This window comes from Pseudomonas sp. GW822-FHT05A08, assembly GCF_058800485.1.
In genome coordinates this window covers 6,383,140-6,409,753 of sequence record NZ_CM179511.1, presented here as the reverse complement: position 1 = coordinate 6,409,753, position 26,614 = coordinate 6,383,140, and the positions used below count along the sequence as shown (strand labels likewise).

General features: G+C 62.1%; 26 protein-coding genes. 17 read left to right on the top strand and 9 right to left on the bottom strand.

All coding sequences use genetic code 11. The annotated features are described in order from the left end of the window. Positions 1-38: 38 nt before the first annotated feature. From AC3RCP_RS29055 to trpE, 10 genes are all read left to right on the top strand, one after another. The gene (locus tag AC3RCP_RS29055) at positions 39-2,432 is read left to right on the top strand and encodes a PAS domain-containing sensor histidine kinase (RefSeq protein ID WP_492570678.1); all 2,394 of its coding nucleotides are present in this window, start codon (positions 39-41) and stop codon (positions 2,430-2,432) included. A 55-nt stretch (positions 2,433-2,487) separates the two neighbouring features. Next, the gene (locus AC3RCP_RS29050) at positions 2,488-3,117 is read left to right on the top strand and encodes a response regulator (protein ID WP_007926150.1); all 630 of its coding nucleotides are present in this window, start codon (positions 2,488-2,490) and stop codon (positions 3,115-3,117) included. A gap of 349 nt (positions 3,118-3,466) precedes the next feature. Further along, positions 3,467-4,591: an ABC transporter ATP-binding protein gene (locus AC3RCP_RS29045; protein WP_007926151.1), complete on the top strand. Its 1,125-nt coding sequence runs from the start codon at positions 3,467-3,469 to the stop codon at positions 4,589-4,591. 44 nt (positions 4,592-4,635) lie between these two features. After that, entirely contained in the window at positions 4,636-5,679 is a 1,044-nt protein-coding gene (locus tag AC3RCP_RS29040; protein WP_009045873.1) for an ABC transporter substrate-binding protein, read from the top strand. 68 nt (positions 5,680-5,747) lie between these two features. Further along, on the top strand, positions 5,748-6,995 hold the full coding sequence (locus AC3RCP_RS29035; protein ID WP_492570679.1) for an ABC transporter permease: 1,248 nt from the start codon (positions 5,748-5,750) through the stop codon (positions 6,993-6,995). A 13-nt stretch (positions 6,996-7,008) separates the two neighbouring features. Continuing rightward, positions 7,009-7,833 carry an ABC transporter permease gene (locus AC3RCP_RS29030; protein ID WP_007926154.1) on the top strand — a complete coding sequence of 275 codons (825 nt, stop codon included), beginning with the start codon at positions 7,009-7,011 and terminating at the stop codon, positions 7,831-7,833. A gap of 132 nt (positions 7,834-7,965) precedes the next feature. After that, positions 7,966-9,114, top strand: a complete 1,149-nt coding sequence (locus tag AC3RCP_RS29025) for an iron-containing alcohol dehydrogenase (RefSeq protein ID WP_492570680.1) — start codon at positions 7,966-7,968, stop codon at positions 9,112-9,114. Between the two features lie 79 nt (positions 9,115-9,193). Next, positions 9,194-9,868, top strand: coding sequence for a ribulose-phosphate 3-epimerase (rpe, locus tag AC3RCP_RS29020; protein ID WP_007926156.1), 675 nt, complete (start codon positions 9,194-9,196; stop codon positions 9,866-9,868). After that, positions 9,865-10,683: a phosphoglycolate phosphatase gene (locus tag AC3RCP_RS29015; protein ID WP_007926157.1), complete on the top strand. Its 819-nt coding sequence runs from the start codon at positions 9,865-9,867 to the stop codon at positions 10,681-10,683. The genes rpe and AC3RCP_RS29015 overlap by 4 nt, the downstream gene beginning before the upstream one ends. Positions 10,684-10,753: 70 nt before the next feature. After that, complete coding sequence (trpE, locus tag AC3RCP_RS29010) at positions 10,754-12,235, top strand: anthranilate synthase component I (RefSeq protein ID WP_492570681.1); 1,482 nt, start codon at positions 10,754-10,756, stop codon at positions 12,233-12,235. Positions 12,236-12,299: 64 nt separating this feature from the next. Here trpE and estP read toward each other — a convergent pair whose 3' ends face one another. After that, positions 12,300-14,210, bottom strand: a complete 1,911-nt coding sequence (estP, locus tag AC3RCP_RS29005; RefSeq protein WP_101339267.1) for an esterase EstP — start codon at positions 14,208-14,210, stop codon at positions 12,300-12,302. Positions 14,211-14,618: 408 nt separating this feature from the next. Between estP and AC3RCP_RS29000 the strand changes: the two genes are divergently transcribed. The 4 genes from AC3RCP_RS29000 (at position 14,619) to AC3RCP_RS28985 (ending at position 17,873) form a co-directional block, all read left to right on the top strand. After that, positions 14,619-15,212 carry an aminodeoxychorismate/anthranilate synthase component II gene (locus tag AC3RCP_RS29000; RefSeq protein ID WP_007930170.1) on the top strand — a complete coding sequence of 198 codons (594 nt, stop codon included), beginning with the start codon at positions 14,619-14,621 and terminating at the stop codon, positions 15,210-15,212. Positions 15,213-15,221: 9 nt separating this feature from the next. After that, the gene (gene trpD, locus AC3RCP_RS28995; RefSeq protein WP_007930171.1) at positions 15,222-16,271 is read left to right on the top strand and encodes an anthranilate phosphoribosyltransferase; all 1,050 of its coding nucleotides are present in this window, start codon (positions 15,222-15,224) and stop codon (positions 16,269-16,271) included. Then, complete coding sequence (gene trpC / locus AC3RCP_RS28990; RefSeq protein WP_101339266.1) at positions 16,268-17,104, top strand: indole-3-glycerol phosphate synthase TrpC; 837 nt, start codon at positions 16,268-16,270, stop codon at positions 17,102-17,104. The genes trpD and trpC overlap by 4 nt, the downstream gene beginning before the upstream one ends. Before the next feature lie 67 nt (positions 17,105-17,171). Further along, positions 17,172-17,873, top strand: coding sequence for a lipoate--protein ligase family protein (locus tag AC3RCP_RS28985; RefSeq protein ID WP_492570682.1), 702 nt, complete (start codon positions 17,172-17,174; stop codon positions 17,871-17,873). Here AC3RCP_RS28985 and crp read toward each other — a convergent pair. Then, entirely contained in the window at positions 17,870-18,514 is a 645-nt protein-coding gene (gene crp / locus AC3RCP_RS28980) for a cAMP-activated global transcriptional regulator CRP (RefSeq protein ID WP_007930174.1), read from the bottom strand. The genes AC3RCP_RS28985 and crp overlap by 4 nt on opposite strands. A 236-nt stretch (positions 18,515-18,750) precedes the next feature. Here crp and AC3RCP_RS28975 point away from each other — a divergent pair, with 236 nt between their 5' ends. Beyond that, a complete protein-coding gene (locus AC3RCP_RS28975; RefSeq protein ID WP_007930176.1) occupies positions 18,751-19,173 on the top strand; it encodes an OsmC family protein in 423 nt (140 codons plus the stop codon). Positions 19,174-19,255: 82 nt separating this feature from the next. On the opposite strand, the gene coq7 is transcribed toward AC3RCP_RS28975, so the two are convergent. The 6 genes from coq7 to hemJ form a co-directional block, all read right to left on the bottom strand. Beyond that, positions 19,256-19,903 (bottom strand): 2-polyprenyl-3-methyl-6-methoxy-1,4-benzoquinone monooxygenase, encoded by a 648-nt coding sequence (gene coq7, locus AC3RCP_RS28970; RefSeq protein ID WP_007930179.1) that lies wholly within the window; start codon positions 19,901-19,903, stop codon positions 19,256-19,258. Positions 19,904-20,028: 125 nt separating this feature from the next. After that, positions 20,029-20,367 (bottom strand): histidine triad nucleotide-binding protein, encoded by a 339-nt coding sequence (locus tag AC3RCP_RS28965; protein WP_007930180.1) that lies wholly within the window; start codon positions 20,365-20,367, stop codon positions 20,029-20,031. 79 nt (positions 20,368-20,446) lie between these two features. Then, entirely contained in the window at positions 20,447-21,235 is a 789-nt protein-coding gene (locus tag AC3RCP_RS28960; RefSeq protein WP_007930181.1) for an SDR family NAD(P)-dependent oxidoreductase, read from the bottom strand. A 129-nt stretch (positions 21,236-21,364) separates the two neighbouring features. Then, the gene (locus AC3RCP_RS28955) at positions 21,365-22,240 is read right to left on the bottom strand and encodes a DUF805 domain-containing protein (protein WP_101339264.1); all 876 of its coding nucleotides are present in this window, start codon (positions 22,238-22,240) and stop codon (positions 21,365-21,367) included. Positions 22,241-22,332: 92 nt separating this feature from the next. Further along, positions 22,333-23,301 carry an NAD(P)H-dependent flavin oxidoreductase gene (locus AC3RCP_RS28950; protein WP_009051135.1) on the bottom strand — a complete coding sequence of 323 codons (969 nt, stop codon included), beginning with the start codon at positions 23,299-23,301 and terminating at the stop codon, positions 22,333-22,335. A gap of 35 nt (positions 23,302-23,336) precedes the next feature. Further along, positions 23,337-23,768, bottom strand: a complete 432-nt coding sequence (gene hemJ, locus AC3RCP_RS28945) for a protoporphyrinogen oxidase HemJ (protein WP_007930191.1) — start codon at positions 23,766-23,768, stop codon at positions 23,337-23,339. 134 nt (positions 23,769-23,902) lie between these two features. On the opposite strand from hemJ, the gene argC reads away from it, so the two are divergent. Together argC and erpA are read left to right on the top strand one after the other, a co-directional pair. Then, the gene (gene argC, locus AC3RCP_RS28940; protein WP_025804014.1) at positions 23,903-24,937 is read left to right on the top strand and encodes an N-acetyl-gamma-glutamyl-phosphate reductase; all 1,035 of its coding nucleotides are present in this window, start codon (positions 23,903-23,905) and stop codon (positions 24,935-24,937) included. 167 nt (positions 24,938-25,104) lie between these two features. Next, on the top strand, positions 25,105-25,455 hold the full coding sequence (gene erpA, locus AC3RCP_RS28935) for an iron-sulfur cluster insertion protein ErpA (protein ID WP_007906865.1): 351 nt from the start codon (positions 25,105-25,107) through the stop codon (positions 25,453-25,455). Positions 25,456-25,522: 67 nt separating this feature from the next. Here the strand turns inward: erpA and AC3RCP_RS28930 are convergent, their stop codons facing one another. Continuing rightward, positions 25,523-26,614 carry an anhydro-N-acetylmuramic acid kinase gene (locus tag AC3RCP_RS28930; RefSeq protein WP_101339262.1) on the bottom strand — a complete coding sequence of 364 codons (1,092 nt, stop codon included), beginning with the start codon at positions 26,612-26,614 and terminating at the stop codon, positions 25,523-25,525.

Below are 26,614 nucleotides of genomic sequence, written 5' to 3'. Positions count from 1 at the left end.
ATGGGTTGGTCAGTATTTGTCAGTGTGTGAGACTTCAGATGATGCGTTTTCGCTGCCTGTTGGTTATCGGCTGTATCTGCCTTCCCTTGATGGCCCGGGCGGTGCCTGCGCCACATATCGCCCAGGCGCAGTGGAGCCCCGCACAACAGCAGTGGCTGGAGCAGCACCGGGAATTGCGGGTCGGCGTGGTGCTCCAGGCTCCCTATGCCCAGTACGACCGACGGCTGCAACGCTTGTCCGGCGCCAATATCGAACTGATGCAGTGGCTGGCCCAGGCGATGAAGGTCGAGCTGAGCTGGCGCAACTTTGCCGATCAGGCGCAACTGGAGGCGGCGGTGCGTGCCGGTGAAGTGGATATGGCCCCGGGCCTGAGCCAGACCCCGGCCGGCCTGCGGCTCTGGCAGTTTTCCGATCCCTATATGCGCGTGCCGCAACTGGTGGTCGGCGAGCAGAAGGGTGCCGGCGCGGTGGAGCTGGAAAAGCTCGACAGCCAGACCCGCGTGGCGGTGCGCATGCCCAGTGCGGTGGCGGACTACCTGCGGGCGACCTATTCCAACCTCAATCTGCAGGGCGTGCCCCTGGAGCGCCAGGCCCTGCAATTACTGCTCAGCCAGCAGGCGCGTTATGCGGTGATCGATGAAGCGCAGCTCAGTCGTTTGTCGGCGGAGCCGGAGTTCGCCGGCCTGGCGGTGGTGGGCGATATCGGCCTGCCGCAACTGTTGCGGGTGGCGACCCGGCGCGATTGGCCCGAGCTGGCGGACATCGTGCAGCGCGCCTTGCACGGTATCGCCGCCAAGGACCTGGAGCAGTTGCATAATCGCTGGCTGCAGCCCAAGTATCCGCGGTTGAGCGAGTCCCGCGGTTTCTGGCAGAACCTCAGCCTGCTGCTGGCCGTGCTGCTGTTGGCGAGCATGGCCATCGTTATCTGGCAGCGCCGCCAGCAACAGACGCTCGAGCAGCGGCTGCTGACCACCCGCGAGGACCTGGCCCGGCGCGAGGCCAGTGAAGAAGCCTTGCGCCTGACCCAGTTTTCCATCGACCAGAGCACGGTGGGCATTCTGTGGGTCAACTGGGACAGCCATGTGCGCTACGCCAATCGCGCGGCCGAAAGCATGCTGGGCTATGCGCCGGGGGCGGTGGTCGACCGGCCGTTGAGCGACTTCGAACCCAACCTGCACATGGACCGCTGGCTTGGTCTGTGGAAGCGCGCCCGGGCCAGCGAGGATGCGCCGCCCAGCTTCGAGACCCAGTGTGTCCGCGCCGACGGCAGTATCCTGCCGGCCGATGTGTCGCTGAGTTTTCTGCGTTTTCGCGATGGCGAGTACCTGGTGGTTTACCTCACTGACGTCACCGAGCGTCGTCGCGCCCTGGCCGCCCTGCAGGAAAGCGAAGCGCGGTTGCAGGGGATCGCCGCCAATGTGCCGGGGCTGGTGTTCCGCCTGGAACGGGCGCCGGTGACCGGGCAGATCGATTTCGCCTATATCAGCGAAGGCAGCGAGAGCCTGGTGGGTTACTCCCCGGCGACCCTCAGCCATCGTGACATAGGGCTGCGCAGCCTGGTGCACCCTGGGGACCGGGCCAGTTATCACCAGACCCAGGACCATGCCCTGGACACCGACAGCGACTGGTCCTGGCAGGGGCGGATCCTGACCCGGCAGGGCGAACAGCGCTGGGCGGAAATCAAGGCCATCACTCGCCAGCTCGAGGACGGCGCCTATGTCTGGGACGGCATCGTCTGGGACATCAGCGAAAGCAAGCGCATCGAACTGGAGCTGGCCAGTTCGCGCGAACAACTGCGCGAGCTGTCGGCGCACCTGGAAAGCGTGCGCGAAGAGGAAAAGGCCCGCATCGCCCGGGAGGTGCACGACGAGTTGGGGCAGATGCTCACGGTGCTCAAGCTGGAGACCTCGATGTGCGAGCTGGCCTACGCGCAGCTCGATCCGGGGCTGCACGAACGCCTGAACAGCATGAAGCGCCTGATCGCCCAGCTGTTCCAGTTGGTGCGCGATGTGGCCACGGCCTTGCGCCCGCCGATTCTCGATGCCGGGATCGCGTCGGCCATCGAATGGCAGGCGCGGCGTTTCGAGGCGCGCACACAGATTCCTTGCCTGGTGCAGGTGCCCGACAATCTGCCGGTGCTCAGCGACGCCAAGGCCATCGGTCTGTTCCGCATCCTCCAGGAGGCGCTGACCAACGTGATGCGCCATGCACAGGCGCATACTGTCGAACTGACCCTGAGCCTCGAACACGACCAGCTGTGCATGACCATCAGCGACGACGGGCAGGGTTTCGTGGTCGAGACCGGGCGGCCGACGTCCTTCGGCCTGGTGGGCATGCGCGAGCGGGTGCTGATCATGGGCGGTAGCCTGACCCTGGACAGTCAGCTGGGCGAAGGCACCACCCTGAGCGTGACTGTGCCGCTGGACCTGTAGGCGCGAGCAGATTCACTGCTGCAGAGATCATTACCAATAAGAAGAGGTACGAGCTGTGATCCGTGTACTGGTAGCCGAAGACCACACCATCGTTCGCGAAGGCATCAAGCAGTTGATCGGCCTGGCCAAGGACCTGACGGTGGTGGGGGAGGCGAGCAATGGCGAGCAGCTATTGGAAACCCTGCGCCATGTGCCTTGTGAGGTGGTGCTGTTGGATATTTCCATGCCTGGCGTCAACGGCCTGGAGGCGATCCCGCGGATCCGCGCGCTGAACAATCCGCCGGCGATCCTGGTGCTGTCGATGCATGACGAGGCGCAGATGGCGGCCCGGGCGCTGAAGGTGGGGGCGGCTGGTTATGCCACCAAGGACAGCGACCCGGCGCTGCTGCTGACGGCGATCCGCAAGGTGGCGGCGGGCGGGCGTTATATCGACCCGGAGCTGGCCGACCGGATGGTCTTCGAAGTCGGCCTGACGGACACCCGGCCCCTGCATTCCCTGCTGTCGGAGCGCGAGTTTTCCGTGTTCGAACGTCTGGCCCAGGGTGCCAACGTCAACGATATCGCCCAACAGCTGGCCTTGAGCAGCAAGACCATCAGCACCCACAAGGCGCGGCTGATGCAGAAACTCAACATCACCTCCCTGGCCGAGCTGGTGAAGTACGCGATGGAGCACAAGCTGCTCTGAATGGATCTGTAGCCGCTGCCGCAGGCTGCGATCGACAGCGCAGCTGTCGCTAAACTTGGCCCTGAGGATTTTCAGCTCAATCGCGCTGCCTGGATCACGAGTGCTTCGCCCTCGATCGCAGCCTGCGGCAGCGGCTACACGTACCTATTTGCGACACGAAAACCGGCTTATGGCCATGATCCTCGCCGGGCTTGTGCCGGGACTTGTCCAATCGCGCCATCCTTGTAGGGGGATTCCTACAAGGAACCTTCCATCCGGCTGAGGCCAATCTCTCATACCCCCCGATTTGCGCGGCTTGTGGCCTCCACTAGGCTTAGTCCACAGCCGTCAAAAAACAAAAGGTGTGGGTATGAGCGAGGTCGATTCAAGCGCTGGGACGAGTGATGTACTGGTCAGTTTCCGTGGTGTGCAAAAGAGCTACGACGGCGAAAACCTGATCGTCAAAGACCTCAACCTGGACATTCGCAAAGGCGAGTTCCTTACCCTGCTCGGGCCATCCGGCTCCGGCAAGACCACCAGCCTGATGATGCTGGCTGGCTTCGAGACCCCGACCGCCGGGGAGATCCAGCTGGCCGGGCGGGCGATCAACAACGTGCCGCCGCACAAGCGCGATATCGGCATGGTGTTCCAGAACTATGCGTTGTTCCCGCACATGACCGTGGCCGAGAACCTGGCGTTCCCGCTGTCGGTGCGCGGCCTGAGCAAGACCGATATCAGCGAGCGGGTCAAACGCGTGCTGAGCATGGTCCAGCTTGAATCCTTCGCCCAGCGTTATCCGGCGCAGCTGTCCGGTGGCCAGCAGCAGCGGGTGGCCCTGGCCCGGGCGCTGGTGTTCGAGCCGCAGCTGGTGCTGATGGACGAACCTCTCGGCGCGCTGGACAAACAGCTGCGCGAACACATGCAGATGGAAATCAAGCACCTGCACCAACGCCTCGGCGTGACCGTGGTCTACGTGACCCACGACCAGGGCGAAGCCCTGACCATGTCCGACCGGGTCGCGGTGTTCCACCAGGGCGAGATCCAGCAGATCGCCCCGCCTCGGACCCTTTACGAAGAGCCGAAGAACACCTTTGTCGCCAACTTCATCGGCGAGAACAACCGCCTCAACGGCCGCCTGCACAGCCACAGCGGTGACCGCTGCGTGGTCGAGCTGGGACGCGGCGAGAAGGTCGAGGCGCTGGCGGTCAATGTCGGCAAGACCGGCGAGCCGGTGACCCTGTCGATTCGTCCGGAGCGTGTGAGCCTCAATGGCTCCAGCGAAAGTTGTGTCAACCGCTTCTCAGGGAGGGTGGCGGAATTCATCTATCTGGGCGACCACGTCCGGGTTCGCCTGGAAGTCTGTGGCAAGACCGACTTCTTCGTGAAACAGCCGATTGCCGAGCTCGATCCGGAGCTGGCGGTAGGCGATGTGGTTCCGCTTGGCTGGCAGGTCGAGCACGTTCGCGCGCTCGACCCACTTCTAGAGGCGCATTGATCGCCCCCTTGCTTCACCAACCCTGCACGTGGAGAGAACAATAAATGTTGAGATCCCTGAAATTCACCGCTTTGACATTGGGCCTGATGGGCGCATCGCACGCGATGGCGGCGGGTCCGGACCTGACCGTGGTGTCCTTTGGCGGGGCGAACAAGGCGGCTCAGGTCAAGGCCTTCTATGCCCCGTGGGAAGCCGCGGGCAACGGCAAGATCGTCGCTGGCGAATACAACGGCGAGATGGCCAAGGTCAAAGCCATGGTCGATACCAAGAGCGTGTCCTGGGACCTGGTGGAAGTCGAGTCGCCGGAGCTGTCCCGCGGTTGCGACGAAGACATGTTCGAGCAGCTCGACCCCGAGCTGTTCGGCAAGCCCGAGGATTACGTCAAGGGCGCGATCCAGCCTTGTGGCGTGGGGTTCTTCGTCTGGTCGACCGTCCTGGCCTATAACGCCGACAAGCTGAAGACCGCGCCGACCAGCTGGGCGGATTTCTGGGACACCAAGAAATTCCCGGGCAAGCGCGGCCTGCGCAAGGGCGCCAAGTACACCCTGGAATTCGCCCTGATGGCCGACGGCGTCGCGCCCAAGGATGTGTACAAGGTGCTGGCCGGCAAGGACGGCCAGGATCGTGCCTTCAAGAAGCTCGATGAACTCAAGCCGAGCATCCAGTGGTGGGAAGCCGGCGCCCAGCCGCCGCAGTACCTGGCTTCCGGTGACGTGGTCATGAGTTCGGCCTACAACGGCCGGATCGCCGCGGTACAGAAGGAAAGCAACCTGAAAGTCGTGTGGAATGGCGGTATCTACGACTTCGACGCCTGGGCCATTCCGAAGGGTCTGGACAAGACCCGCGCCGAAGCGGCGAAGAAATTCATCGCCTTCTCGGTGCAGCCGCAGCAGCAGAAGACCTACTCGGAAAACATCGCCTACGGTCCGGCCAACACCCAGGCAGTCCCGCTGCTGGCCAAGGACATCCTGAAAGACATGCCGACCACCCCGGAAAACATCGCCAACCAGGTGCAGATCGACGTCAGCTTCTGGGCTGACAACGGCGAGCAGCTGGAGCAGCGCTTCAACTCGTGGGCGGCCAAGTAAGGCGTCATGCATGGGCGGCGTCACCCGCGGGTGACGCCGTTACCGTTTAAAGATTTGCGGAGTTCGTCATGGCCATTAGCGTTCCCCTGAACGAGGTCACCAGCCCCAGCCTCAAGCAGCGCCTGGCGTGTGCCGAGCGGGTCAACCGCTGGAAAGCGCAAGCGTTGATCGCGCCGCTGGTGCTGTTCCTGCTGCTGGTGTTTCTCGTGCCTATCGCCGCGCTGCTGTACAAGAGCGTCGGTAACCCGGAAGTGGTCGAAGGCATGCCGCGCACTGTGGTCGCCGTGGCCGGTTGGGACGGACGCGGCCTGCCGGCCGAGCCGGTGTACAAGGCGCTGAGTGAAGACCTGGCCGAAGCGCGCAAGCAGCAAACCTTGGGCGATCTGTCCAAGCGACTGAACATGGAGTTGGCCGGCTATCGCAGCCTGCTGACCAAAACCGCCCGGGCCCTGCCGTTCAAGGAGGAACCGGCTTCCTATAAAGAAGCGCTGGAGGCCATCGACGAGCGTTGGGGCGACCCGGCCTACTGGCAGGCGGTACGCCGCAACACCAGCAACCTGACGCCGTTCTACCTGTTGGCCGCCGTCGACCATCGGATCGACGACCTGGGGGAGATCGCCCCGGCGACCCCTGACCAGGCCATCTACCTGGATATCTTCGCCCGGACTTTCTGGATGGGCCTGGTGATTACCGGTATCTGCCTGGTGCTGGCCTATCCCCTGGCTTACCTGCTGGCCAACCTGCCGGCGCGCCAGAGTAACCTGCTGATGATTCTGGTACTGCTGCCGTTCTGGACTTCGATCCTGGTGCGCGTGGCGGCGTGGATCGTGCTGCTGCAATCGGGCGGCCTGATCAACAGCGCGCTGATGGCCATGGGCGTGATCGACAAGCCGCTGGAACTGGTGTTCAACCGCACCGGGGTCTACATCTCCATGGTGCACATCCTGCTGCCGTTCATGATCCTGCCGATCTACAGCGTGATGAAAGGCATCTCGCCGACCTATATGCGTGCGGCGATTTCCCTCGGCTGCCACCCGTTCGCCAGCTTCTGGCGGGTGTATTTCCCGCAGACCTATGCCGGCGTCGGCGCCGGTTGCCTGCTGGTGTTCATCCTCGCCATCGGCTACTACATCACCCCGGCGTTGCTGGGCAGCCCGAACGACCAGATGGTCAGCTACTTCGTCGCCTTCTACACCAACACCAGCATCAACTGGGGCATGGCGACCGCGCTGGGCGGCCTGCTGCTGTTGGCGACCATCGTGCTGTATCTGATTTACAGCTGGCTGGTGGGCGCCAGTCGCCTGCGCCTGAGCTAAGGAGAGAATCGAAATGCTGAGCCCTTACATGTCGCCCGTCGAGCGGGTCTGGTTCTACAGCTTGCGGATTCTCTGCGGCGTGATCCTGTTGTTCCTGATCCTGCCGGTGCTGGTGATCATTCCGCTGTCGTTCAACTCGGGCAGCTTCCTGGTGTACCCGCTGCAAGGCTTCTCGCTGCAGTGGTATCACGACTTCTTCGGCTCGGCGGAATGGATGCGCGCCCTGAAGAACAGCATCATCGTCGCCCCAGCGGCCACGGTGCTGGCGATGGTTTTCGGCACGCTGGCGGCCATCGGCCTGACCCGCGGCGACTTCCCCGGCAAGGCGTTGGTGATGGCGCTGGTGATTTCGCCGATGGTGGTGCCGGTGGTGATCATCGGCGTGGCCAGCTACCTGTTCTTCGCGCCCCTGGGCATGGGCAACAGCTTCTTCTCGCTGATCATCGTCCACGCGGTACTAGGCGTGCCGTTCGTGATCATCACGGTCTCGGCCACCTTGCAGGGCTTCAACCAGAACCTGGTGCGGGCCGCGGCCAGCCTTGGCGCTTCGCCGCTGACGGCGTTCCGCCGGGTGACCCTGCCGTTGATCGCGCCGGGGGTGATCAGCGGCGCGCTGTTCGCCTTTGCCACCTCGTTCGATGAAGTGGTGGTCACGCTGTTTCTCGCCGGTCCCGAGCAAGCCACCTTGCCCCGGCAGATGTTCAGCGGTATCCGCGAAAACCTCAGCCCGACCATCGCTGCCGCGGCGACACTACTGATCGCATTCTCGGTGATTCTGCTGCTGACCCTGGAATGGCTGCGTGGCCGCAGCGAAAAACTGCGTACCGCTCCGGTCTGATCGCCACTGACAGATCGCTCCCGCGCCGGCCGTGGGGGCGATCTGCTCCGGCATTCATCGCTGAAATAGCAGACAACCCTCAATCCCCAGCTACTCTTGTGCCAGCTCCCACCTATATAAGAGGCCGCGCACATGAGTCTTTCCTCTTTTAAAATCGCCCACAAACTGCTCACCGGTTCTGCCGCGATCGAGCAACTGTCCACCGAACTGAGCCGCCTGGATGTCGATAACCCGCTGATTGTCACTGATGCCGCGCTGGTCAAGTCCGGTACCGTGGAGCTGGCACTGGCGCAACTGGGGGGGCGGGACTACGAGATTTTCGACCGGGTGCTGCCCGACCCGGAAATCGCCATCGTCGAAGACTGCATGCAGGTTTACCGCGAGGGTGGGCACGACGGGCTGATCGGCCTGGGCGGCGGCAGCGCCATCGATATCGCCAAAAGCGTCGCGGCCTACGCCGGTTATCACGGGGCACTGGAGGATCTGTTCGGGATCGAGCAGGTGCCGCGCAAGGGGCCGCCGCTGATTGCCATTCCCACCACGGCGGGCACCGGCTCCGAGGTGACTAATGTGGCAATTCTTTCGGACAAGGTCGCACAGCTGAAAAAGGGCATTGTCAGCGATTACCTGTTGCCGGATGTGGCGCTGGTCAGCCCGCAGATGACCCTGACCTGCCCGCGCAGTGTGACTGCCGCCAGCGGTGTCGATGCCCTGGTGCATGCCATCGAGTCGTATCTGTCGCTCAACGCCTCGCCCATCACCGACTCCCTGGCCCTTGGCGCCATCAAGCTGATCGCCCAGGCGCTGCCCAAGGCATACGCCAATCCCGCCCACCTGCAGGCCCGCGAAGACATGGCCACCGCCAGCCTGATGGCCGGCATGGCCTTCGGCAACGCCGGGGTCGGCGCGGTGCATGCGCTGGCCTATCCGTTGGGTGGGCGCTTCAACATCGCCCATGGCGTCAGCAATGCCTTGCTGCTGCCGTACGTCATGACCTGGAACAAGATGGCCTGTGTCGAGCGCATGCAGGATATCGCCGAGGCCATGGGGGTGAAGACCGCTCATCTGAGCGCGGCCGAGGCTGCCGACAAGGCGGTCGAGGCCATGACCCAGCTCTGCGCCGCGGTGGAGATTCCCTCGGGGCTGCGCAGCTTCGGGGTGCCGGAGGAGGCCATTCCGTCCATGGCGGTGGAGGCCGCGGGGATCGAGCGCCTGATGCGCAACAACCCGCGCAAACTGAGCCCGGGCGATATAGAGAAGATCTATCGCGCGGCTTACTGATCATCGCGGTCACGGTGCGCGCGCCAAAGCATGAGGTATACAATGCGCGCCACCGTGATTCTGCTCAAAAAGGTGCGTCATGCAGCCCTTCGCAATTGCTCCGTCGATCCTCTCCGCCGATTTCGCCCGCCTGGGTGAGGAAGTGGACAATGTTCTCGCCGCTGGCGCCGATATCGTGCACTTCGATGTCATGGACAACCATTACGTACCCAACCTGACCATCGGTCCGATGGTCTGCGCTGCCCTGCGTAAGTACGGCATCACCGCGCCGATCGACGCCCACCTGATGGTGAGCCCGGTGGATCGCATCATCGGCGACTTCATCGAGGCCGGTGCGACTTACATCACCTTCCACCCGGAAGCCACGCTGCACGTCGACCGTTCCCTGCAGATGATTCGCGAAGGCGGCTGCAAGGCTGGCCTGGTGTTCAACCCGGCCACCCCGCTGGACGTGCTCAAGTACGTCATGGACAAGGTCGACATGGTCCTGCTGATGAGCGTCAACCCGGGTTTCGGTGGCCAGAAGTTCATTCCGGGTACCCTCGACAAGCTGCGTGAGGCCCGTGCCCTGATCGACGCTTCCGGTCGCGATATCCGCCTGGAAATCGACGGCGGGGTGAATGTGCACAACATTCGTGAAATCGCTGCCGCGGGTGCCGATACCTTCGTCGCGGGCTCGGCGATCTTCAATGCGCCGAACTACCGGGACGTGATCGAGAAGATGCGCGCCGAACTGGCGCTGGCCCGTCCATGAGCGGTTTCGAGCAGCTGTTCCCGGGGCGTCTGCCGCGGCTGGTGATGTTCGACCTGGATGGCACCCTGGTCGATTCGGTTCCCGACCTCGCGGCGGCCGTGGACGACATGCTGCTCAAACTGGGGCGCCCGCCCGCCGGTATCGAGGCGGTGCGCGAGTGGGTCGGCAACGGCGTGCAGATGCTGGTGCGCCGTGCCCTGGCCAACGACATCGCGGCGCAGGGCGTCGACGATGTCGAGGCTGAGCGCGGGCTGGAGCTGTTCAACAATGCCTATGAGGATGGCCACGAACTGACCGTGGTCTACCCTGGCGTGCGCGACACCCTCAAATGGCTGCACAAGCAGGGCGTCGAAATGGCGCTGATCACCAATAAGCCGGAGCGTTTCGTCGCGCCCTTGCTGGATCAGATGAAGATCGGCCGTTATTTCCGCTGGATCATCGGTGGCGATACCCTGCCGCAGAAGAAACCCGATCCGGCAGCGCTGTTCTTCGTCATGAAAATGGCCAGTATCCCTGCCTCGCAATCGCTGTTCGTCGGTGACTCGCGCAGCGACGTGCAGGCGGCGAAAGCCGCGGGTGTAAAGTGCGTGGCATTGAGCTATGGCTACAACCACGGACGGCCGATTGCCGAGGAAATGCCGGCCCTGGTGATCGACGATCTGCGCCAGCTAATTCCCGGTTGCCTGGATCCGGCCGCTGAGATAACGTTGCCCGACGCTGTTCAATCCCCTCCTGGAAACGCCATCGTGGTGGTCACTCGCAAACTCTGGATGAAAGTCATCAAGGCCCTGGCCCGCTGGCGTTGGCGCGCCTGACTTGTTCCTGGCCGGTCTTCCGGCGCGTTTGCATACCTGACTGTCAGAACCTCAAGCCACGAGGCACCTCATGATCCGCGAAGAATTCCTGCGTTTGGCCGCTGCCGGCTACAACCGCATCCCGCTTGCCTGCGAAACCCTGGCCGACTTCGACACGCCGCTGTCGATCTACCTGAAACTGGCCGACCAGCCCAACTCCTACCTGCTGGAGTCGGTGCAGGGCGGCGAGAAGTGGGGCCGTTATTCGATCATCGGCTTGCCCTGCCGCACCGTGCTGCGGGTGCATGACCACCATGTCAGCATCACCGTCGATGGCGTCGAGACCGAAAGCCATGACGTGGCCGATCCGCTGGCGTTCGTCGAAGAGTTCAAGGCGCGCTACCAGGTGCCGACCATCGTGGGCCTGCCGCGCTTCAATGGTGGCCTGGTCGGCTACTTCGGTTACGACTGTGTGCGTTATGTGGAGAAGCGCCTGGGCAAATGTCCGAACCCGGATCCGATCGGTGTGCCGGATATCCTGCTGATGGTCTCCGACGCCGTGGTGGTGTTCGATAACCTCGCCGGCAAGATGCACGCCATCGTCCTCGCCGACCCGTCCCGGGACGATGCCTTCGAGCAAGGCCAGGCACGCCTGCAAGCGTTGCTGGAAAAGCTGCGCCAGCCCATCACCCCGCGTCCTGGCCTGGACTTCAGCAAGCAGCAGGCGGCCGACCCGGTGTTCCGCTCCAGCTTCACCCAGGGTGACTACGAGCGCGCCGTCGATACCATCAAGGAGTACATCCTGGCGGGCGACTGCATGCAGGTGGTGCCGTCGCAGCGCATGTCCATCGATTTCAAGGCGGCGCCGATCGACTTGTATCGCGCCCTGCGTTGCTTCAATCCGACGCCTTACATGTACTTCTTCAACTTCGGCGACTTCCATGTGGTCGGCAGTTCGCCGGAAGTGCTGGTGCGGGTCGAAGACAACCTGATCACCGTTCGCCCGATCGCCGGCACCCGTCCACGCGGCGCCAGCGAAGAGGCGGATCTGGCACTGGAGAAGGACCTGTTGTCCGATGACAAGGAAATCGCCGAACACCTGATGCTGATCGACCTGGGGCGCAACGACACCGGGCGGGTTTCCGAGATCGGTTCGGTGAAGCTCACCGAGAAGATGGTGATCGAGCGTTATTCCAACGTGATGCATATCGTTTCCAACGTCACTGGCCAGTTGAAGGCCGGACTGACCGCGATGGACGCGCTGCGGGCGATTCTGCCAGCGGGCACCTTGTCCGGCGCGCCGAAGATCCGCGCGATGGAAATCATCGACGAGCTGGAGCCGGTCAAGCGTGGTGTGTATGGCGGGGCGGTGGGGTATTTCGCCTGGAACGGCAACATGGACACCGCCATCGCCATTCGTACGGCGGTGATCAAGGACGGCGAGCTGCATGTGCAGGCCGGTGGCGGTATCGTCGCCGACTCGGTGCCTGCGCTGGAATGGGAAGAAACCCTGAACAAGCGTCGCGCGATGTTCCGCGCGGTGGCCTTGGCTGAGCAGGCGCCCGATAGCTGAGTCGGACAACGAGCCATAAAAAACGCTGCCTCCTCACGGGGGCAGCGTTTTTTATTGCCTGCTCTTAGAAGTCGAGGCTGACCCCGACGTTGATGCCTTGCTGGGTGAAGTCATCGTCCTTGCGGATGTTGTAGCTGGCGCGCAAGGCCAGGTCCTGGGTGAGCTTGTGGCTGACTCCGAGGTTCAGGCGGTTGAGGTTGGTCTGCGGGGTATAGCCTTCGAGGGTGTAGCGGTTATCCGGCAGGCTGTTGAGGGCCATGGTCAGCTTCTGGGTATCGTCCTCGTATTCCTTTTCGTGGGCGATTTCGCCGAACACCTGGGTTTGCCGGGTGATCTGGTACTTACCCTGCAGGCCGATGCCCAGGCGCCGCGACGTGCGTTTCTGGTCATCGAAGGTCAGCGCGGTGGAGTCGTTGCCGTCCTCGGAGTAGCCGTCGACCTTGACCCGCGCATAGTCGGCGCTGATGAACGGCGACAGGTGCCACGGGCTGCTGGCCTGCTGCGCGATGTCGTAGCCCAGGCGAGCGCTGAAGGCCAGGACATCGCCGCTGGTGTCGCCTTTTTCCCCGCGCTCGTTGGGCCCCAGGTCGAATTTGCGCTTGAGGTTGTCGTAGTCCAGGTGCCCGGCGGTGGCTGCCGCGTCGGCCCACCAGCGGTTTTGCTGGTACTGGACGAAGGCGGTGCCCAGGTAGGTGTTGAGTTTGTAGTCCGAGTCGTTGCTGCCCGCTTCGAGCTTCTGCCGATAGGCGCCGGCCAGCACGCCGACTCGCCAGGCCTCGTCGAGCCGGTAGCTGCCGCCGATGTTCAGGTTGAGGCCGTTGCCGTCGGCGCTGGCGCCGCTGCGCTGGCTGTCGAAGTCCTGGTGCTGGCCGCCCGCGGCGACAATCGCCCGCCATTGACCCACGCCCTGCCAGTTTTCCCAGTCGGCCTGCCACTGGTTGCGCAGCTCATCCTGATGCGCGCGCAGGGTGCCCTGGGCCATTTCCGGGAGCAGGGTTATTTCCCAGGGTGCCGCCAGCAGGGAGTAAGCGTAATCGGCGATCAGCCGCTGGCCGGCTTCGGTGGGGTGGACCCCGTCGTTGTAGATCAGCTTGCTCGGGTCCGGCGTGGCGCTGTGGATGCCATAACGGGCGTTTTCCGTGCAGCCATCGCCGCTGAAACAGGTGGCGGTGAGGTTCTGGTCGGTGGCCAGGCCAAACTGTGCCGGGTTGGCGAAGCTTTCTTTCAAGAGCGCGGGAATATTGAGAGGAATGACTTGCGCATCGACCGTCTGCAGCTGCCGGACCAGCTCGGTGTTGAATTGGGCGCTGAGCTGGGAAGTGAATTCCTGCAGTGGGCCGCCGTTGATCTTCGGGGTCAGGCCGATATCCGGCAGCAGCCAGACCATGATGTAGCGGGCGCCGGCCTGTTGCAGGGCTTGCAGGCTGTCGACCAGACGACCGGCCGCGGCGTTGGCCTGGTTGAAACTGGTGATGTAGCCTTGGAGGAAGTCGTTGCCGCCGCCCGTCAGGTAATACAAGGCGTTTGGATCGGCGCGGAAATTGTTGGTCGGCAGATAGCCGGGACGGCTACGGTCGCCGGTGGCCGAGGTGGTGGTAATCGAATTGAGAATCTGGTCGGTGCGATGACCGCCGACCGCCCAGTTATTGCCGTCAGGCAGGCCTTCGCTGGCGCGGGTGGATGAGGTCGAGGCGGCGAGCTGGTCGTCGGAGAAGCCCAGCTTGGCACCGAGCAATTGCGTCGAGTTGGCGGAACGAACTTCCCCGCTGCCATCCAGATAGACCGGGCCTGTGCGGTTGGTGAAGCGTTGGGTGGCTCCCGCGGGGCCGCCGGGATCGACGAACTGCCCGGCATCGCTGAGGCTGTCGCCGAACACGATAAAGCTGGAATAGGGGACGGGGGCTGCGATCGCTTGAGCGCAGGCCAAAGACAAAAGACTGCTGGTGAGTGGTGCGAACAACGTCTTTCTGATCATGAGCAAGTCCGTTTTATTTATTGTTGTAGAGAACGAAACGACAGTACCAAAAACTTTTGCGTTTCAGCTATGGCGATAAGCCATATCGCTTGTTTATCCGGGCTCGGGCCCCGCCATATTGCACCCTCTGCTCAGCTAAGTTACTGTGCCTGAACGTATGAATGAGACCTTCCCCGTGTTGATCGTCAGCAAACTCTTGATGCGAGTTGTTAAGGCACACGCCCGTTGGCGTTGGCGCGCCTAACTTTTCTCTGCCGGCCCGGCCGGACCTGTACCGTTTTGCCTTCTTTACCCCTGTTCGACTCCGCTTGTGCTGGTTGAGTGATTGCAACCTCCGGCGGGCCTGCCAGCGGGCAATCCACTGAAGGCTGTATTAAAAGTCAGTGAATTCAAGAGGTTGTAATCCCCATGTTGCTGATGATCGATAACTACGACTCCTTTACCTATAACGTTGTGCAATACCTTGGCGAGCTGGGTGCCGAGGTCAAGGTGGTGCGCAACGACGAACTGACCGTGGCTGAAATCGAAGCGCTCAACCCTGAGCGGATCGTCGTGTCGCCCGGTCCTTGCACGCCGACCGAAGCCGGTGTGTCCATCGAAGCGATCAAGCATTTCGCCGGCAAACTGCCGATCCTGGGTGTCTGTCTGGGCCACCAGTCCATTGGCCAGGCCTTTGGCGGCGATGTGGTGCGCGCGCGGCAGGTGATGCACGGTAAGACTAGCCCGGTATTTCACCAGGACAAGGGCGTATTCGCCGGTCTGAACCATCCGTTGACCGTGACCCGTTACCATTCCCTGGTGGTCAAGCACGATACGTTGCCGGATTGCCTCGAACTGACCGCCTGGACCCAACTGGAAGACGGCTCCGTCGACGAGATCATGGGGCTGCGCCACAAGACGCTGAACATCGAGGGTGTGCAGTTTCACCCCGAGTCTATTCTCACCGAGCAGGGCCACGAGCTGTTCGCCAACTTCCTCAAACAGAGCGGCGGCACGCGCTAAGGACTTTCCATGGATATCAAGACTGCCCTGAGCCGTATCGTCGGCCACCTCGATCTGAGCACCGATGAAATGCGCCAGGTCATGCGTGAAATCATGACCGGCCAGTGCACCGATGCACAGATTGGCGCCTTCATGATGGCCATGCGTATGAAAAGCGAAAGCATCGACGAAATCGTTGGCGCTGTTTCGGTCATGCGCGAGCTGGCGGACAAGGTCGAGCTGAAAACCCTCGACGGTGTGGTCGATGTGGTCGGCACCGGCGGTGATGGTGCGAACATCTTCAACGTGTCCACAGCTTCTTCCTTTGTAGTCGCCGCAGCCGGTTGCACGGTGGCCAAGCACGGCAACCGCGCGGTGTCCGGGAAAAGCGGCAGTGCCGACCTGCTCGAATCCGCCGGTATCTACCTGAACCTGACGCCGGTACAGGTCGCCCGCTGTATCGACAACGTCGGTATCGGTTTCATGTTCGCCCAGTCCCATCACGGTGCCATGAAGTACGCCGCTGGCCCGCGTCGCGATCTCGGCCTGCGCACCCTGTTCAACATGCTTGGCCCGCTTACGAATCCGGCCGGCGTGAAACATCAGGTGGTGGGTGTGTTCACTCAGGCGTTGTGCCGGCCGTTGGCCGAGGTTTTGCAACGCCTGGGCAGCAAGCATGTGCTGGTTGTGCACTCTCAGGATGGCCTGGATGAATTCAGCCTCGCCGCGCCGACCTTCGTTGCTGAGCTGAAGGACGACCAGATCACTGAGTATTGGGTGCAGCCCGAAGACCTCGGCATGAAGAGCCAGAGCCTGTTCGGCCTGGTGGTCGAAAGCCCGGCGGCATCGCTCGAGCTGATTCGCGATGCCTTGGGGCGGCGCAAGACCGAGCATGGGCAGAAGGCAGCGGAAATGATCGTGCTCAATGCCGGTGCCGCGCTCTATGCCGCGGACCATGCCAGCAGCCTGAAAGAGGGTGTGGCCCTGGCCCATGATGCTTTGCACACTGGGCTGGCTCGCGAGAAGCTTGAGGAGTTGGGCGCCTTTACCGCGGTATTCAAGCAGGAGAATGAAGGATGAGTGTGCCGACGGTTCTGGAAAAAATCCTCGCCCGCAAGGTCGAGGAAGTGGCTGAGCGTAGCGCACGAGTAAGCCTGGCCGAACTCGAAGGCCTGGCCCGTGCCGCGGATGCGCCGCGCGGCTTTGCCAAGGCGCTGCTCGACCAGGCCAGGCTCAAGCAGCCGGCGGTGATCGCCGAAATCAAGAAAGCCTCGCCGAGCAAAGGCGTGATCCGTGAGCATTTCGTGCCGGCAGAGATCGCCAAGAGCTATGAGAAGGGCGGCGCGACCTGCCTGTCGGTACTCACTGATATCGATTACTTCCAGGGCGCCGACGCCTATCTGCAACAGGCGCGTGCCGCCTGTTCGCTGCCGGTGATTCGCAAGGACTTCATGATCGATCCGTACCAGATCGTCGAAGCCCGCGCCTTGGGGGCCGACTGCGTGCTGTTGATCGTGGCTGCGCTGGATGATGCCAGGATGGCCGAACTGGCCGCCGTGGCCAAAGGCGTGGGTCTCGATGTGCTGGTCGAAGTGCATGATGGCAACGAGCTGGAGCGTGCCCTGAAAACCCTCGACACGCCGCTGGTGGGCATCAACAACCGTAACCTGCACACCTTCGAGGTCAATCTGGAGACCACCCTCGATCTGTTGCCGCAGATTCCGCGCGATCGTCTGGTGATCACCGAGAGCGGCATCCTCAACCGGGCCGATGTCGAGTTGATGGAAATCAGCGACGTCTACTCCTTCCTGGTGGGCGAGGCCTTTATGCGGGCCGAGAGCCCAGGCCTGGAACTGCAACGCCTGTTCTTCCCGGAACGTGGCGTGCCGGTGAGCGGTTCGACCCTGGACTGAACCTGAGTTGATGAAGAAGCCGGCGCTGCCGGCTTTTTTATACCTATCGCAAAGGACCTTTACTGCCATGACCCAGCCCCTTTCCCTGACCGTCGAAGCCGGCCTGCAGGCCGAACAGGATCTGCTCGCCCAGGTATGCAGCGGTGACCAGGAGTACGGCCTGTTGTTCTGGCAACCGAGCGACAGAGCACTGGTGATGCCGCGACGCTTGAGCCGTTTGCCGGGGTTCGAGCAGGCCTGCGACGCGCTGGCCGCCAGTGGCTGGCCGGTGTTGCTGCGAGAAACCGGCGGGGAGCCGGTGCCGCAATCGGCGGCGACGGTCAATATCGCGCTGGTTTATGCGCCGCCTCGCAGCGAGGGTGATCAGAATCGGATCGAAACCGGCTATCGCCGTTTGTGCCAGCCGATCTGCGACCTGCTTTCCGAGCTGGGAGGCGAGCCCTCCCTGGGTGAAGTCGAGGGCGCTTTCTGCGATGGCCGGTTCAACGTCAATCTCAACGGGCGCAAGATGGTCGGCACCGCCCAGCGTTGGCGCCAGAGCAAGGGTGGGACGCGTCCGGTTGGATTGGTGCATGGCGCGCTGTTGCTGGATGACGAGCGGGAAACCATGGTGGCGGCGGTCAATCGTTTCAATCAGGCCTGTGGCCTGGAGCAGCGTTGCCGCGCCGAGAGCCATATCGCCTTGCATGAGGCATTTACAGCGCCGAATGTCATCGAGCGCCTGGATACCTTGTACCGGCAGATGCTGGCGCAGTTCCTGCCGCTCTAACGGGTGCCGAACACCACCATGGTCTTGCCTTTGACATGGACCAGGTTGCGTTCTTCGAGGTCCTTGAGCACCCGGCCGACCATCTCCCTTGAGCAGCCGACGATCCGCCCGATTTCCTGGCGAGTCACCTTGATCTGCATGCCGTCCGGATGGGTCATGGCATCTGGCTGCTTGCACAGTTCGAGCAGGCAGCGGGCCACTCGCCCGGTGACATCGAAGAACGCCAGGTCGCCGACCTTGCGGGTAGTGTTGCGCAGGCGTTGGGCGATCTGGCCGCTGAGCACATACAGAATGTCCGGGTCCTGTTGAGACAGCTCACGGAATTTTGCATAGCTGATCTCCGCGACTTCACATTCGACCTTGGCCCGTACCCAGGCGCTGCGTTGCTGCTCATGCCCGGCTTGTTCGAACAGGCCCAGCTCGCCGAAAAAATCCCCGGCATTGAGGTAGGCGATGATCATTTCCCGACCGTCGTCATCTTCGATCAGGATGGTGACCGAGCCTTTGACGATGAAGAACAGCGTGTCCGACTGGTCGCCGGCGCAGATGATGTTGCTCTTGGCCTGATAACGGCGGCGCTGGCAGTGCATCAACAGCTTGTCGAGGTTCTTGATCTTGGGTGTAGGGGCAAGAGCAACCATGGTTGTATCCCGAAAAGACAGCACGGTGTGATTTGGTTTTTTTATGGGGCGGTCAAGCTGGATCGCCGATAGCTGGCAATGCGCCAGTGATTTGGCGCCAGCTTAACAGACGCTTCCTTTGGGTAATTAAGAATTTTCCTATCAGAACTGAGTGTGGCACCGGAACAGGCAAAGCGCTGCCATCCCGGGCCCCTGTGCTAAGCTGGCGACCCTTTTTTAACAGTGGAGTCTTGGCGATGAAGGCACGCATCCAATGGGCTGGCGAAGCCATGTTCCTCGGGGAATCGGGCAGCGGTCATGTGGTGGTAATGGATGGCCCGCCGGAAGCCGGTGGTCGTAACCTGGGCGTGCGCCCGATGGAAATGCTCCTGCTCGGCGTAGGCGGTTGCAGCAACTTCGACGTGGTCAGCATCCTGAAGAAATCCCGCCAGGCTGTCGAAAGTTGCGAAGCCTTCCTCGACGCCGAGCGTGCGACAGAGGATCCCAAGGTCTTCACCAAGATCCACATGCACTTCGTGGTCAAGGGCCGCGGGTTGAAAGAAGCCCAGGTCAAGCGCGCCATCGAGCTGTCGGCGGAAAAATACTGCTCGGCATCGATCATGCTCGGTACGGCCGGGGTTGCCATCACTCACGATTACGAAATCGTCGAGCTCGGTTGAGTCGCCATTCAACCCTTCTGAATTCGCGGCAAAAGAAAGGGCGCTGAAAAAGCGCCCTTTTTTTGCCTGCGATTTGTATCGCTCAGATCCGGTAAGTGCTTTTGGTCATGACCTTGGCCAGTAGGCTCATGCCGAATTTTACCGGCGCCGGGAAGCGGAATCCGCCCGCGTCCAGGGCGCTTTCGGCGTGTTGTTCTTCGTCGATGCGCATCTGCTCGAGAATCGCCCGGGATTTTTCGTCCTCGGCCGGCAATTGCTCAAGGTGTTCGTTGAGGTGTTTGCACACCTGATCTTCAGTGGCGGCCACGAAACCCAGGCTGACCTTGTCGCTGATCAGCCCGGCCACTGCGCCGATGCCGAACGACATGCCATAAAACAGTGGGTTGAGCACGCTGGTGTGGCTACCCAGTTGGTGAATGCGTTGCTCGCACCAGACCAGGTGATCGATTTCTTCTTCCGCGGCATGCTCCATGGCTGCGCGCACTTGCGGCAGCTTGGCGGTCAGTGCCTGGCCCTGGTACAGCGCCTGGGCGCAGACTTCGCCGGTATGGTTGATGCGCATCAGGCCGGCGACATGCTTGGTGTCCTCTTCGCTCATCTGCACGTCCGGCTGCACGATGGCAGGGGAAGGGCGATAAGGCTGGCCGCTGAAGGGCAGCAAGGTACGCATTGCCGCATCTGCCTGCAGCAGTAGACGGTCAATCGGCGAGTAGTGACGTTGGGTAGTCATGCTTACCTCCGGGAAGAATCACGGCGGCCAGTTTACCCCAATCGATGGGCTGAGGCCTGCGCTGGATCAGCACACTCTCGGCAAAAGCGGGCGAGAAGTGTGCTGTCGCGCATTCTGGATGGGGATCAGCCCGGCGGCCAGTGCATCTGGCGCTGACCCAGAACGTGCATGTGAATGTGATACACGGTCTGGCCGCCGAGCTCATTGCAGTTCATGACGACCCGGAAGCCTTCTTCGCAGCCCAGCTCCCTGGCCAGACGCTGGGCGGTGAACAGGATATGTCCGGCCAGCAGCTTGTCGTCTTCGGTCAGGTCATTGAGGGTGCGTACCGGCTTTTTCGGAACTACCAGGAAATGCACGGGGGCCTGTGGGGCGATATCGTGGAAGGCCAGAACCTGGTCGTCCTCATAGATGATCTTCGCCGGTATTTCCCGGTTGATGATCTTGGTGAACAGAGTATCCACAGCTGTTTCTCCGTTGTGTTGGTCCGGGCTGAGTGTACTCAGGCAAGCCGAGTGCGCCCAGCCTTAGATGGTTGCCAGGTCAGCGCGGGCAATAGGCTTTGTTGACGGCGCCGGAAATCTTGCGGGTCAGCCAGCGCGAACCCAGGCGCGGGCTGAACGCAAACCAGCGGTTGCGGCGGCCGGGGATGATAATGGCGCGATTCTTGTCCAGGGCGCGCACGGTGTACAGCGCGACTTCCTCCGGGCTCATCAGCAGTTTGCTGTCGTTAAGCTTGCTGGTGTTCAGCTGGGCGGTATCAAAGAAACCGGTACGGGTCGGGCCGGGGCAGAGCACGGAAACCTTTACTGCATTGTTTTTCAGCTCTTCGCGCAGGCCTTCGGAGAAGTGCAGTACATAGGCCTTGCTGGCGTAGTAGGTGCTCATCCAGGGGCCGGGATAGAAGCCGGCGATCGAGGCGACGTTGAGAATCTGCCCGCCGCCCTGCAAGGCCATGCTGTTGCCCAGGGCATGGCACAGCCGGGTAAGGGCCAGAATATTCACTTCGATCAGGTCCTGCTCGGTCATCCAGTCCTGGGCGAGGAAGGGGCCGCAGGTGCCGATGCCGGCGCAGTTCACCAATAGATCGATCTGCCGGTCGCCTTCCTCCAGCTCCAGCAGGAAACCCGAAAGCCGCAAAGGCTCGGACAGGTCGCAGGCTCGGAACAGCACCTCCACACCAAAGCGTTGGGTCAACTCGATGGCGATGCTTTCCAGCTGATCACGCTGACGGGCCACCAGGATCAGACTGCGGCCGCGCCGGGCCAGCGCTTCGGCCAGGGCCAGGCCTATGCCGCTGGAGGCGCCGGTGATCAGAGCGTAACGGGTCATGCGGTTCTCCATTGCAACGGCCGGTTGCCTGTGGGGAAAAGTCCCAGGCAGCGGCGCGTTAATTCAATCCGATAGTCTACAGGTGGCCGGGGCGGGCTTGCTGCTTTCACTGCTCCTGTTCTCGGCGCCCTAGACCGAGCTGAGGCCACCGATGAAGGACAGCAGCAAAACGATTATCCACAGCGCGGCAAGTCCCTTGACCACTCCGCTGTTTGGCGGAGGCGGCGCGCCGTAACGATTGGCGCCGGTGTTGCCCGGCAGGATCGCCAGTAGCAGCGGAAACACTGCGTACACAAAAGGCAGCAAATTCAGCAGCCAGAGCCAACCCGACCAGCCCAGGTCATGCAGGCGCTGAACGGAAATGGTGATGTTCAGATAGGCGAAGGCCAGCGCTACGACGCCGAGGAAGATCATTCCCGTCACTTGCAGGCTGTTGCCGACCAGAGCCGCGGTCAGGAAGCCGCCGGCCAGGGTAGTCAGCAGGATCAGCACCAGGGTCCAGGCGAGATAGCGCAGGCGGCCGATGCGTCCTTCGACGGTGTAGAACTTCAGCTCGCCGAACTCGGGAAGGGGGTCGCCCACTGTGGCTTGAGGCGGGGTGTAGGGCGAAGTACCCGCGCCGGCCATGGGGTCTGGCGTCGGCGTAGGGGCCGGGCGTTGCCAGTCATTCGTCATGCTGGGTTCTGCCTGGGGTGAGGCTACAGAAGGCGAAGGGGCGGGGGCTGGTGCTGGGGGAGCCGGCTGAGGTGCAGGTTGGCTGGCGCCTGGGGCAAGATCCGGTTCGATGCGTGGGGCGATCCCGGCCTGGTTCAGCGCGGCGAGATAAATGTCCGCGTCCTGTTGGGAGAGGTCGCGCTTGAGGGTGATGTTTTGTCCCTTGAACAGAGGCTCGATCGCGGCGATATCGCTTTTGAACAGCTTGGCGATTTTCTGCTTGGCATGTTCGATGTCGACACCCGGAAGCAGAGCCCCGTCAAATACGATCTTGAAACGGTCTTGGCTCATGCAGGGCGTCCTTGTCGGCTATATAGAGAGGGCTTTCGCAGGGCGATAGTTTAAGGCCAGCCGTCCGTTGCTGGCCAAAAAACATCAGCGATTCAGCGCGGCCAGCGTTGCGGTAGCCGGGCGGCCAGTTCCTGCGCGGCACGGTATTCGGCGTCCAGACGGGCGACCAGTTGATCGACGCTCGGTAAGTCATCGATTTCACCGACGCCTTGTCCGGCGGACCACACGGTTTTCCAGGCTTTGGCTTCGTCGCTGAGCGGCTTGAGTTTCGAGCCGAAGTTGACTTCGCCTTTGCCCTGCAGGGCGGCAAGGTCGAAGCCTGCGTTTTCCAGGCTCTGGCGCATGAAGCTTGCCGGAACCCCGGAGACTGCCGCGGTGTGCACAATGTCGGCGGCCTTGGCGCTCAGCAGCATCTCCTTGTAGGCCTCCGGTGCATGGCTTTCCGTGGTGCCGATAAAACGCGTGCCGAAGTAGGCGAGGTCGGCGCCGAGCAACTGTGCGGCGAGGATCTCGTGGCCGTGGTTCAGGCAGCCAGCCAGCAGCAGCGTCTTGTCGAAGAACTGGCGGATTTCGGCGATCAGGGAGAACGGGCTCCAGGTCCCGGCGTGGCCACCGGCGCCGGCGGCTACGGCGATCAGGCCGTCGACCCCGGCCTCGGCGGCTTTTTCCGCGTGGCGCCGGGTGGTGACGTCATGGAAGACCAGGCCTCCATAGGCATGCACTGCATCGACCAGTTCCTTCACCGCCCCCAGGCTGGTGATGACGATAGGCACCTTGTGTTCGATGCAGATCGCCAGGTCGGCATTCAAGCGTGGATTGCTGTGATGCACGATCAAATTGACGGCATAGGGCGCAGGGTTTTCCAGGGTCGCAAGGCCAGCTTCGATTTCTTCCAGCCAGGCCTTGAAGCCACTGCTTTCACGCTGGTTGAGGGCAGGGAAGCTGCCGACCACACCGTTGCGGCAGCACGCCAGAACCAGTTGTGGGTTGGAAATCAGGAACATCGGCGCCGCCACGACAGGCAAGCGCAAGCGTTGTTCGAGCAGAGCGGGCAGCGACATTGGAAGTACCCCGAATAATGAACGGCTAGTAGGAATTAGAACGGCCGGACAACGACCAGAATTACGATAGCCAGCAATACCAGAACTGGCACTTCATTGAACCAGCGGTAAAAGACATGGCTGCGGGTGTTTTCGCCACGGGCAAAACGTTTCACCTGGGCGCCGCACATATGGTGGTAGCCAATCAGGATGACCACCAGGGTCAGCTTGGCATGCATCCAGCCGCCCTGGCCGAAGTAGGCGCTGGGGTTCAGGCTCAGCAGCCAGATACCGAAAATCAGCGTGGCAATCATCGCCGGGCCCATGATTCCGCGGTACAGCTTGCGCTCCATGATGCTGAAGCGTTCCTTGCTGATCGTGTCTTCGCTTTGAGCGTGATAAACGAACAGGCGTGGCAGGTAGAACAGACCGGCAAACCAGCAGACCAGACTGACGATGTGAAAGGCTTTGAGCCACAGATAGAGCATTTCGGTTATTCCCAGGTTCACGGTAGCGAAGATAGTAGTGGCAGGAGCGTCCGCACGTCACCTTGACGGTTGTCGCAGGGTCTTTCGGCCCCTATCATCGACGGCTTTCCAGTGGGTTCGTTGAGGGCAGGTTTATGGTCAAGGTCGGTATCGTCGGCGGCACGGGTTACACCGGTGTCGAACTGCTGCGTCTGTTGGCACAGCATCCGCAGGCTGAAGTGGTGGTCATCACTTCCCGATCCGAGGCAGGCCTTGCCGTCGCCGATATGTACCCGAACCTGCGAGGCCACTATGACGGCCTGGCATTCAGCGTTCCGGACATCAAGACCCTCGGTGCCTGCGATGTGGTGTTCTTCGCGACTCCGCACGGTGTTGCCCATGCCCTGGCGGGTGAGCTGCTGGCTGCCGGTACCAAGGTCATCGACCTGTCGGCGGACTTCCGTCTGCAGGACGCCGATGAGTGGGCCAAGTGGTACGGCCAGCCCCATGGGGCCCCTGAGTTGCTCGATGAAGCCGTCTATGGCCTGCCGGAAGTCAATCGCGAGCAGATCAAGAAGGCCCGCCTGATCGCTGTTCCGGGGTGCTACCCGACTGCTACCCAGCTCGGCTTCCTGCCACTGCTGGAGGCGGGGCTGGCCGACACTTCGCGGCTGATCGCCGACTGCAAGTCGGGTGTCAGCGGGGCGGGGCGGGGCGCTAGTGTCGGCTCCCTGTACTCCGAGACTTCGGAAAGCATGAAGGCCTATGCGGTCAAAGGTCATCGTCACCTGCCGGAGATTCGCCAGGGCCTGCGCCGTGCGGCGGGCAAGGATGTCGGCCTGACGTTCGTGCCGCACCTGACGCCGATGATCCGTGGCATTCACTCGACGCTCTATGCCACTGTCGTGGACAAGTCGGTGGACCTGCAGGCGCTGTTCGAGAAACGTTATGCCAACGAGCCGTTCGTGGATGTGATGCCGGCGGGCAGCCATCCGGAAACCCGCAGCGTGCGGGGCGCCAACGTATGCCGGATTGCCGTGCACCGTCCGCAGGATGGCGATCTGGTGGTCGTGTTGTCGGTGATCGACAACCTGGTCAAAGGCGCGTCGGGCCAGGCCGTACAGAACCTGAACATCCTGTTCGGTCTAGACGAGCGTCTGGGCCTGTCCCACGCCGGCATGCTGCCTTAAGGCGTCTGCCTGCTTCAGCAAAAGGCCCGTTACGGGCCTTTTTGCATTTCTGCGGTAAGCCCTGGGCTTATTGATATACCGTAACAATAGTTGACCGCTTTTCTGGGAGAAGCGGATAATGCGCGTCATCACGCATTATGGCGGCGTAACGCCGGGAGATAGTCAGCATGAGCGTCGAATCCTTCACCCCCACGGCTTTGCAATTCACCCACGGTGCCGCGCACAAGGTGAAGAGCCTGGTCGATGAAGAGGGTAATGATCGCTTGAAGCTGCGCGTATTCGTTACGGGCGGCGGTTGTTCAGGGTTTCAGTACGGCTTCACTTTCGATGAAGAAGTCGCGGATGACGACACCATCGTCGAGCGCGAAGGCGTCAGCCTGGTGGTCGATCCGATGAGCTTCCAGTATCTGGCGGGTGCCGAGGTGGATTATCAGGAAGGTCTGGAAGGTTCGCGTTTCGTGATCAAGAACCCGAATGCCACGACCACCTGCGGTTGCGGTTCTTCGTTCTCGATCTGATCGCTGAATAAGGTTTTACCAAGCGCCGCAGGGTTTTCGGGCTCTGCGGCGTTTTGCTGTCTGGCGATCAGGCGGGGTAGATCGCGCCCAGGATACGTAAGCCGCGGGCGCCAGTGACACTTGGGCGGTTGGCGGCTATGCCTTCCAAACAGCAGTGGGCCAGCCAGGCGAATGCCATGGCTTCAACCCAGTCCGGATCGACGCCGTGGGTGGCGGTACTGCTGACCTTGGTGTTAGGTAGCAGGCTGGACAGGCGATTCATCAAGGCCGAGTTGTGAGCGCCGCCGCCGCAGACCAGCAGCTCCTGGGTATCGGTCTGCGCCACCTGCAGCGACTCGACGATGGTCAGCGCGGTCAGCTCCAGGAGCGTTGCCTGTACGTTTTCGGGGGGCAAGGCTGGCAGGCGAGCCAGATGCTCCTGTAGCCACTCCAAGTTGAATACCTCGCGACCCGTACTCTTCGGGCCTTGAGTGGCAAAGAATGGGTCGCTGAGCAGAGCGTTCAGCAGCAGCGGCTCAACCTGACCGCTGGCAGCCCATTGGCCGTCGCGATCGTAGTTTTCTCCGCGCTGGGCATTGATCCAGGCATCCAGCAGGACGTTACCCGGGCCGCAGTCGAAGCCGGCAACCGGCTTGTCGCTCTCGATCAGGCTCAGGTTGCTGAAGCCGCCGACATTGAGGACCGCGCGCTTGCCGCAGCTTTGATCAAAGAGCGCTTCATGAAAGGCCGGTACCAGTGGAGCGCCCTGGCCGCCGGCGGCGACGTCGCGGCTGCGGAAGTCGCTGACCACCGTGATTCCGGTCAGCTCTGTCAGTAATGCCGGGTTGCCGATCTGGACCGTGAAGCCGCGGGCGGGCTCATGGCGGATGGTCTGGCCATGACTGCCAATGGCGCGGATGTCCGCGGGTTTCAGTTTCTGTTGGGCAAGTAGGCTATGAATACCCTGGGCGGCCAGTTTTACCCAGTTTTGCTGGGCGATGGCGGAGCGGGCGATTTCATCGGGACCGCTGGCGCACAAGCCAAGCAGCTCGGCGCGCAGGGATTCAGGCATGGGAATGTAATGCGTGGCGATCAGCCTGATCGCCGGTGTTTGCTCGATGAGTGCGATATCCAGGCCATCAAGACTGGTCCCGGACATCACACCTATATAGAGCGCCAT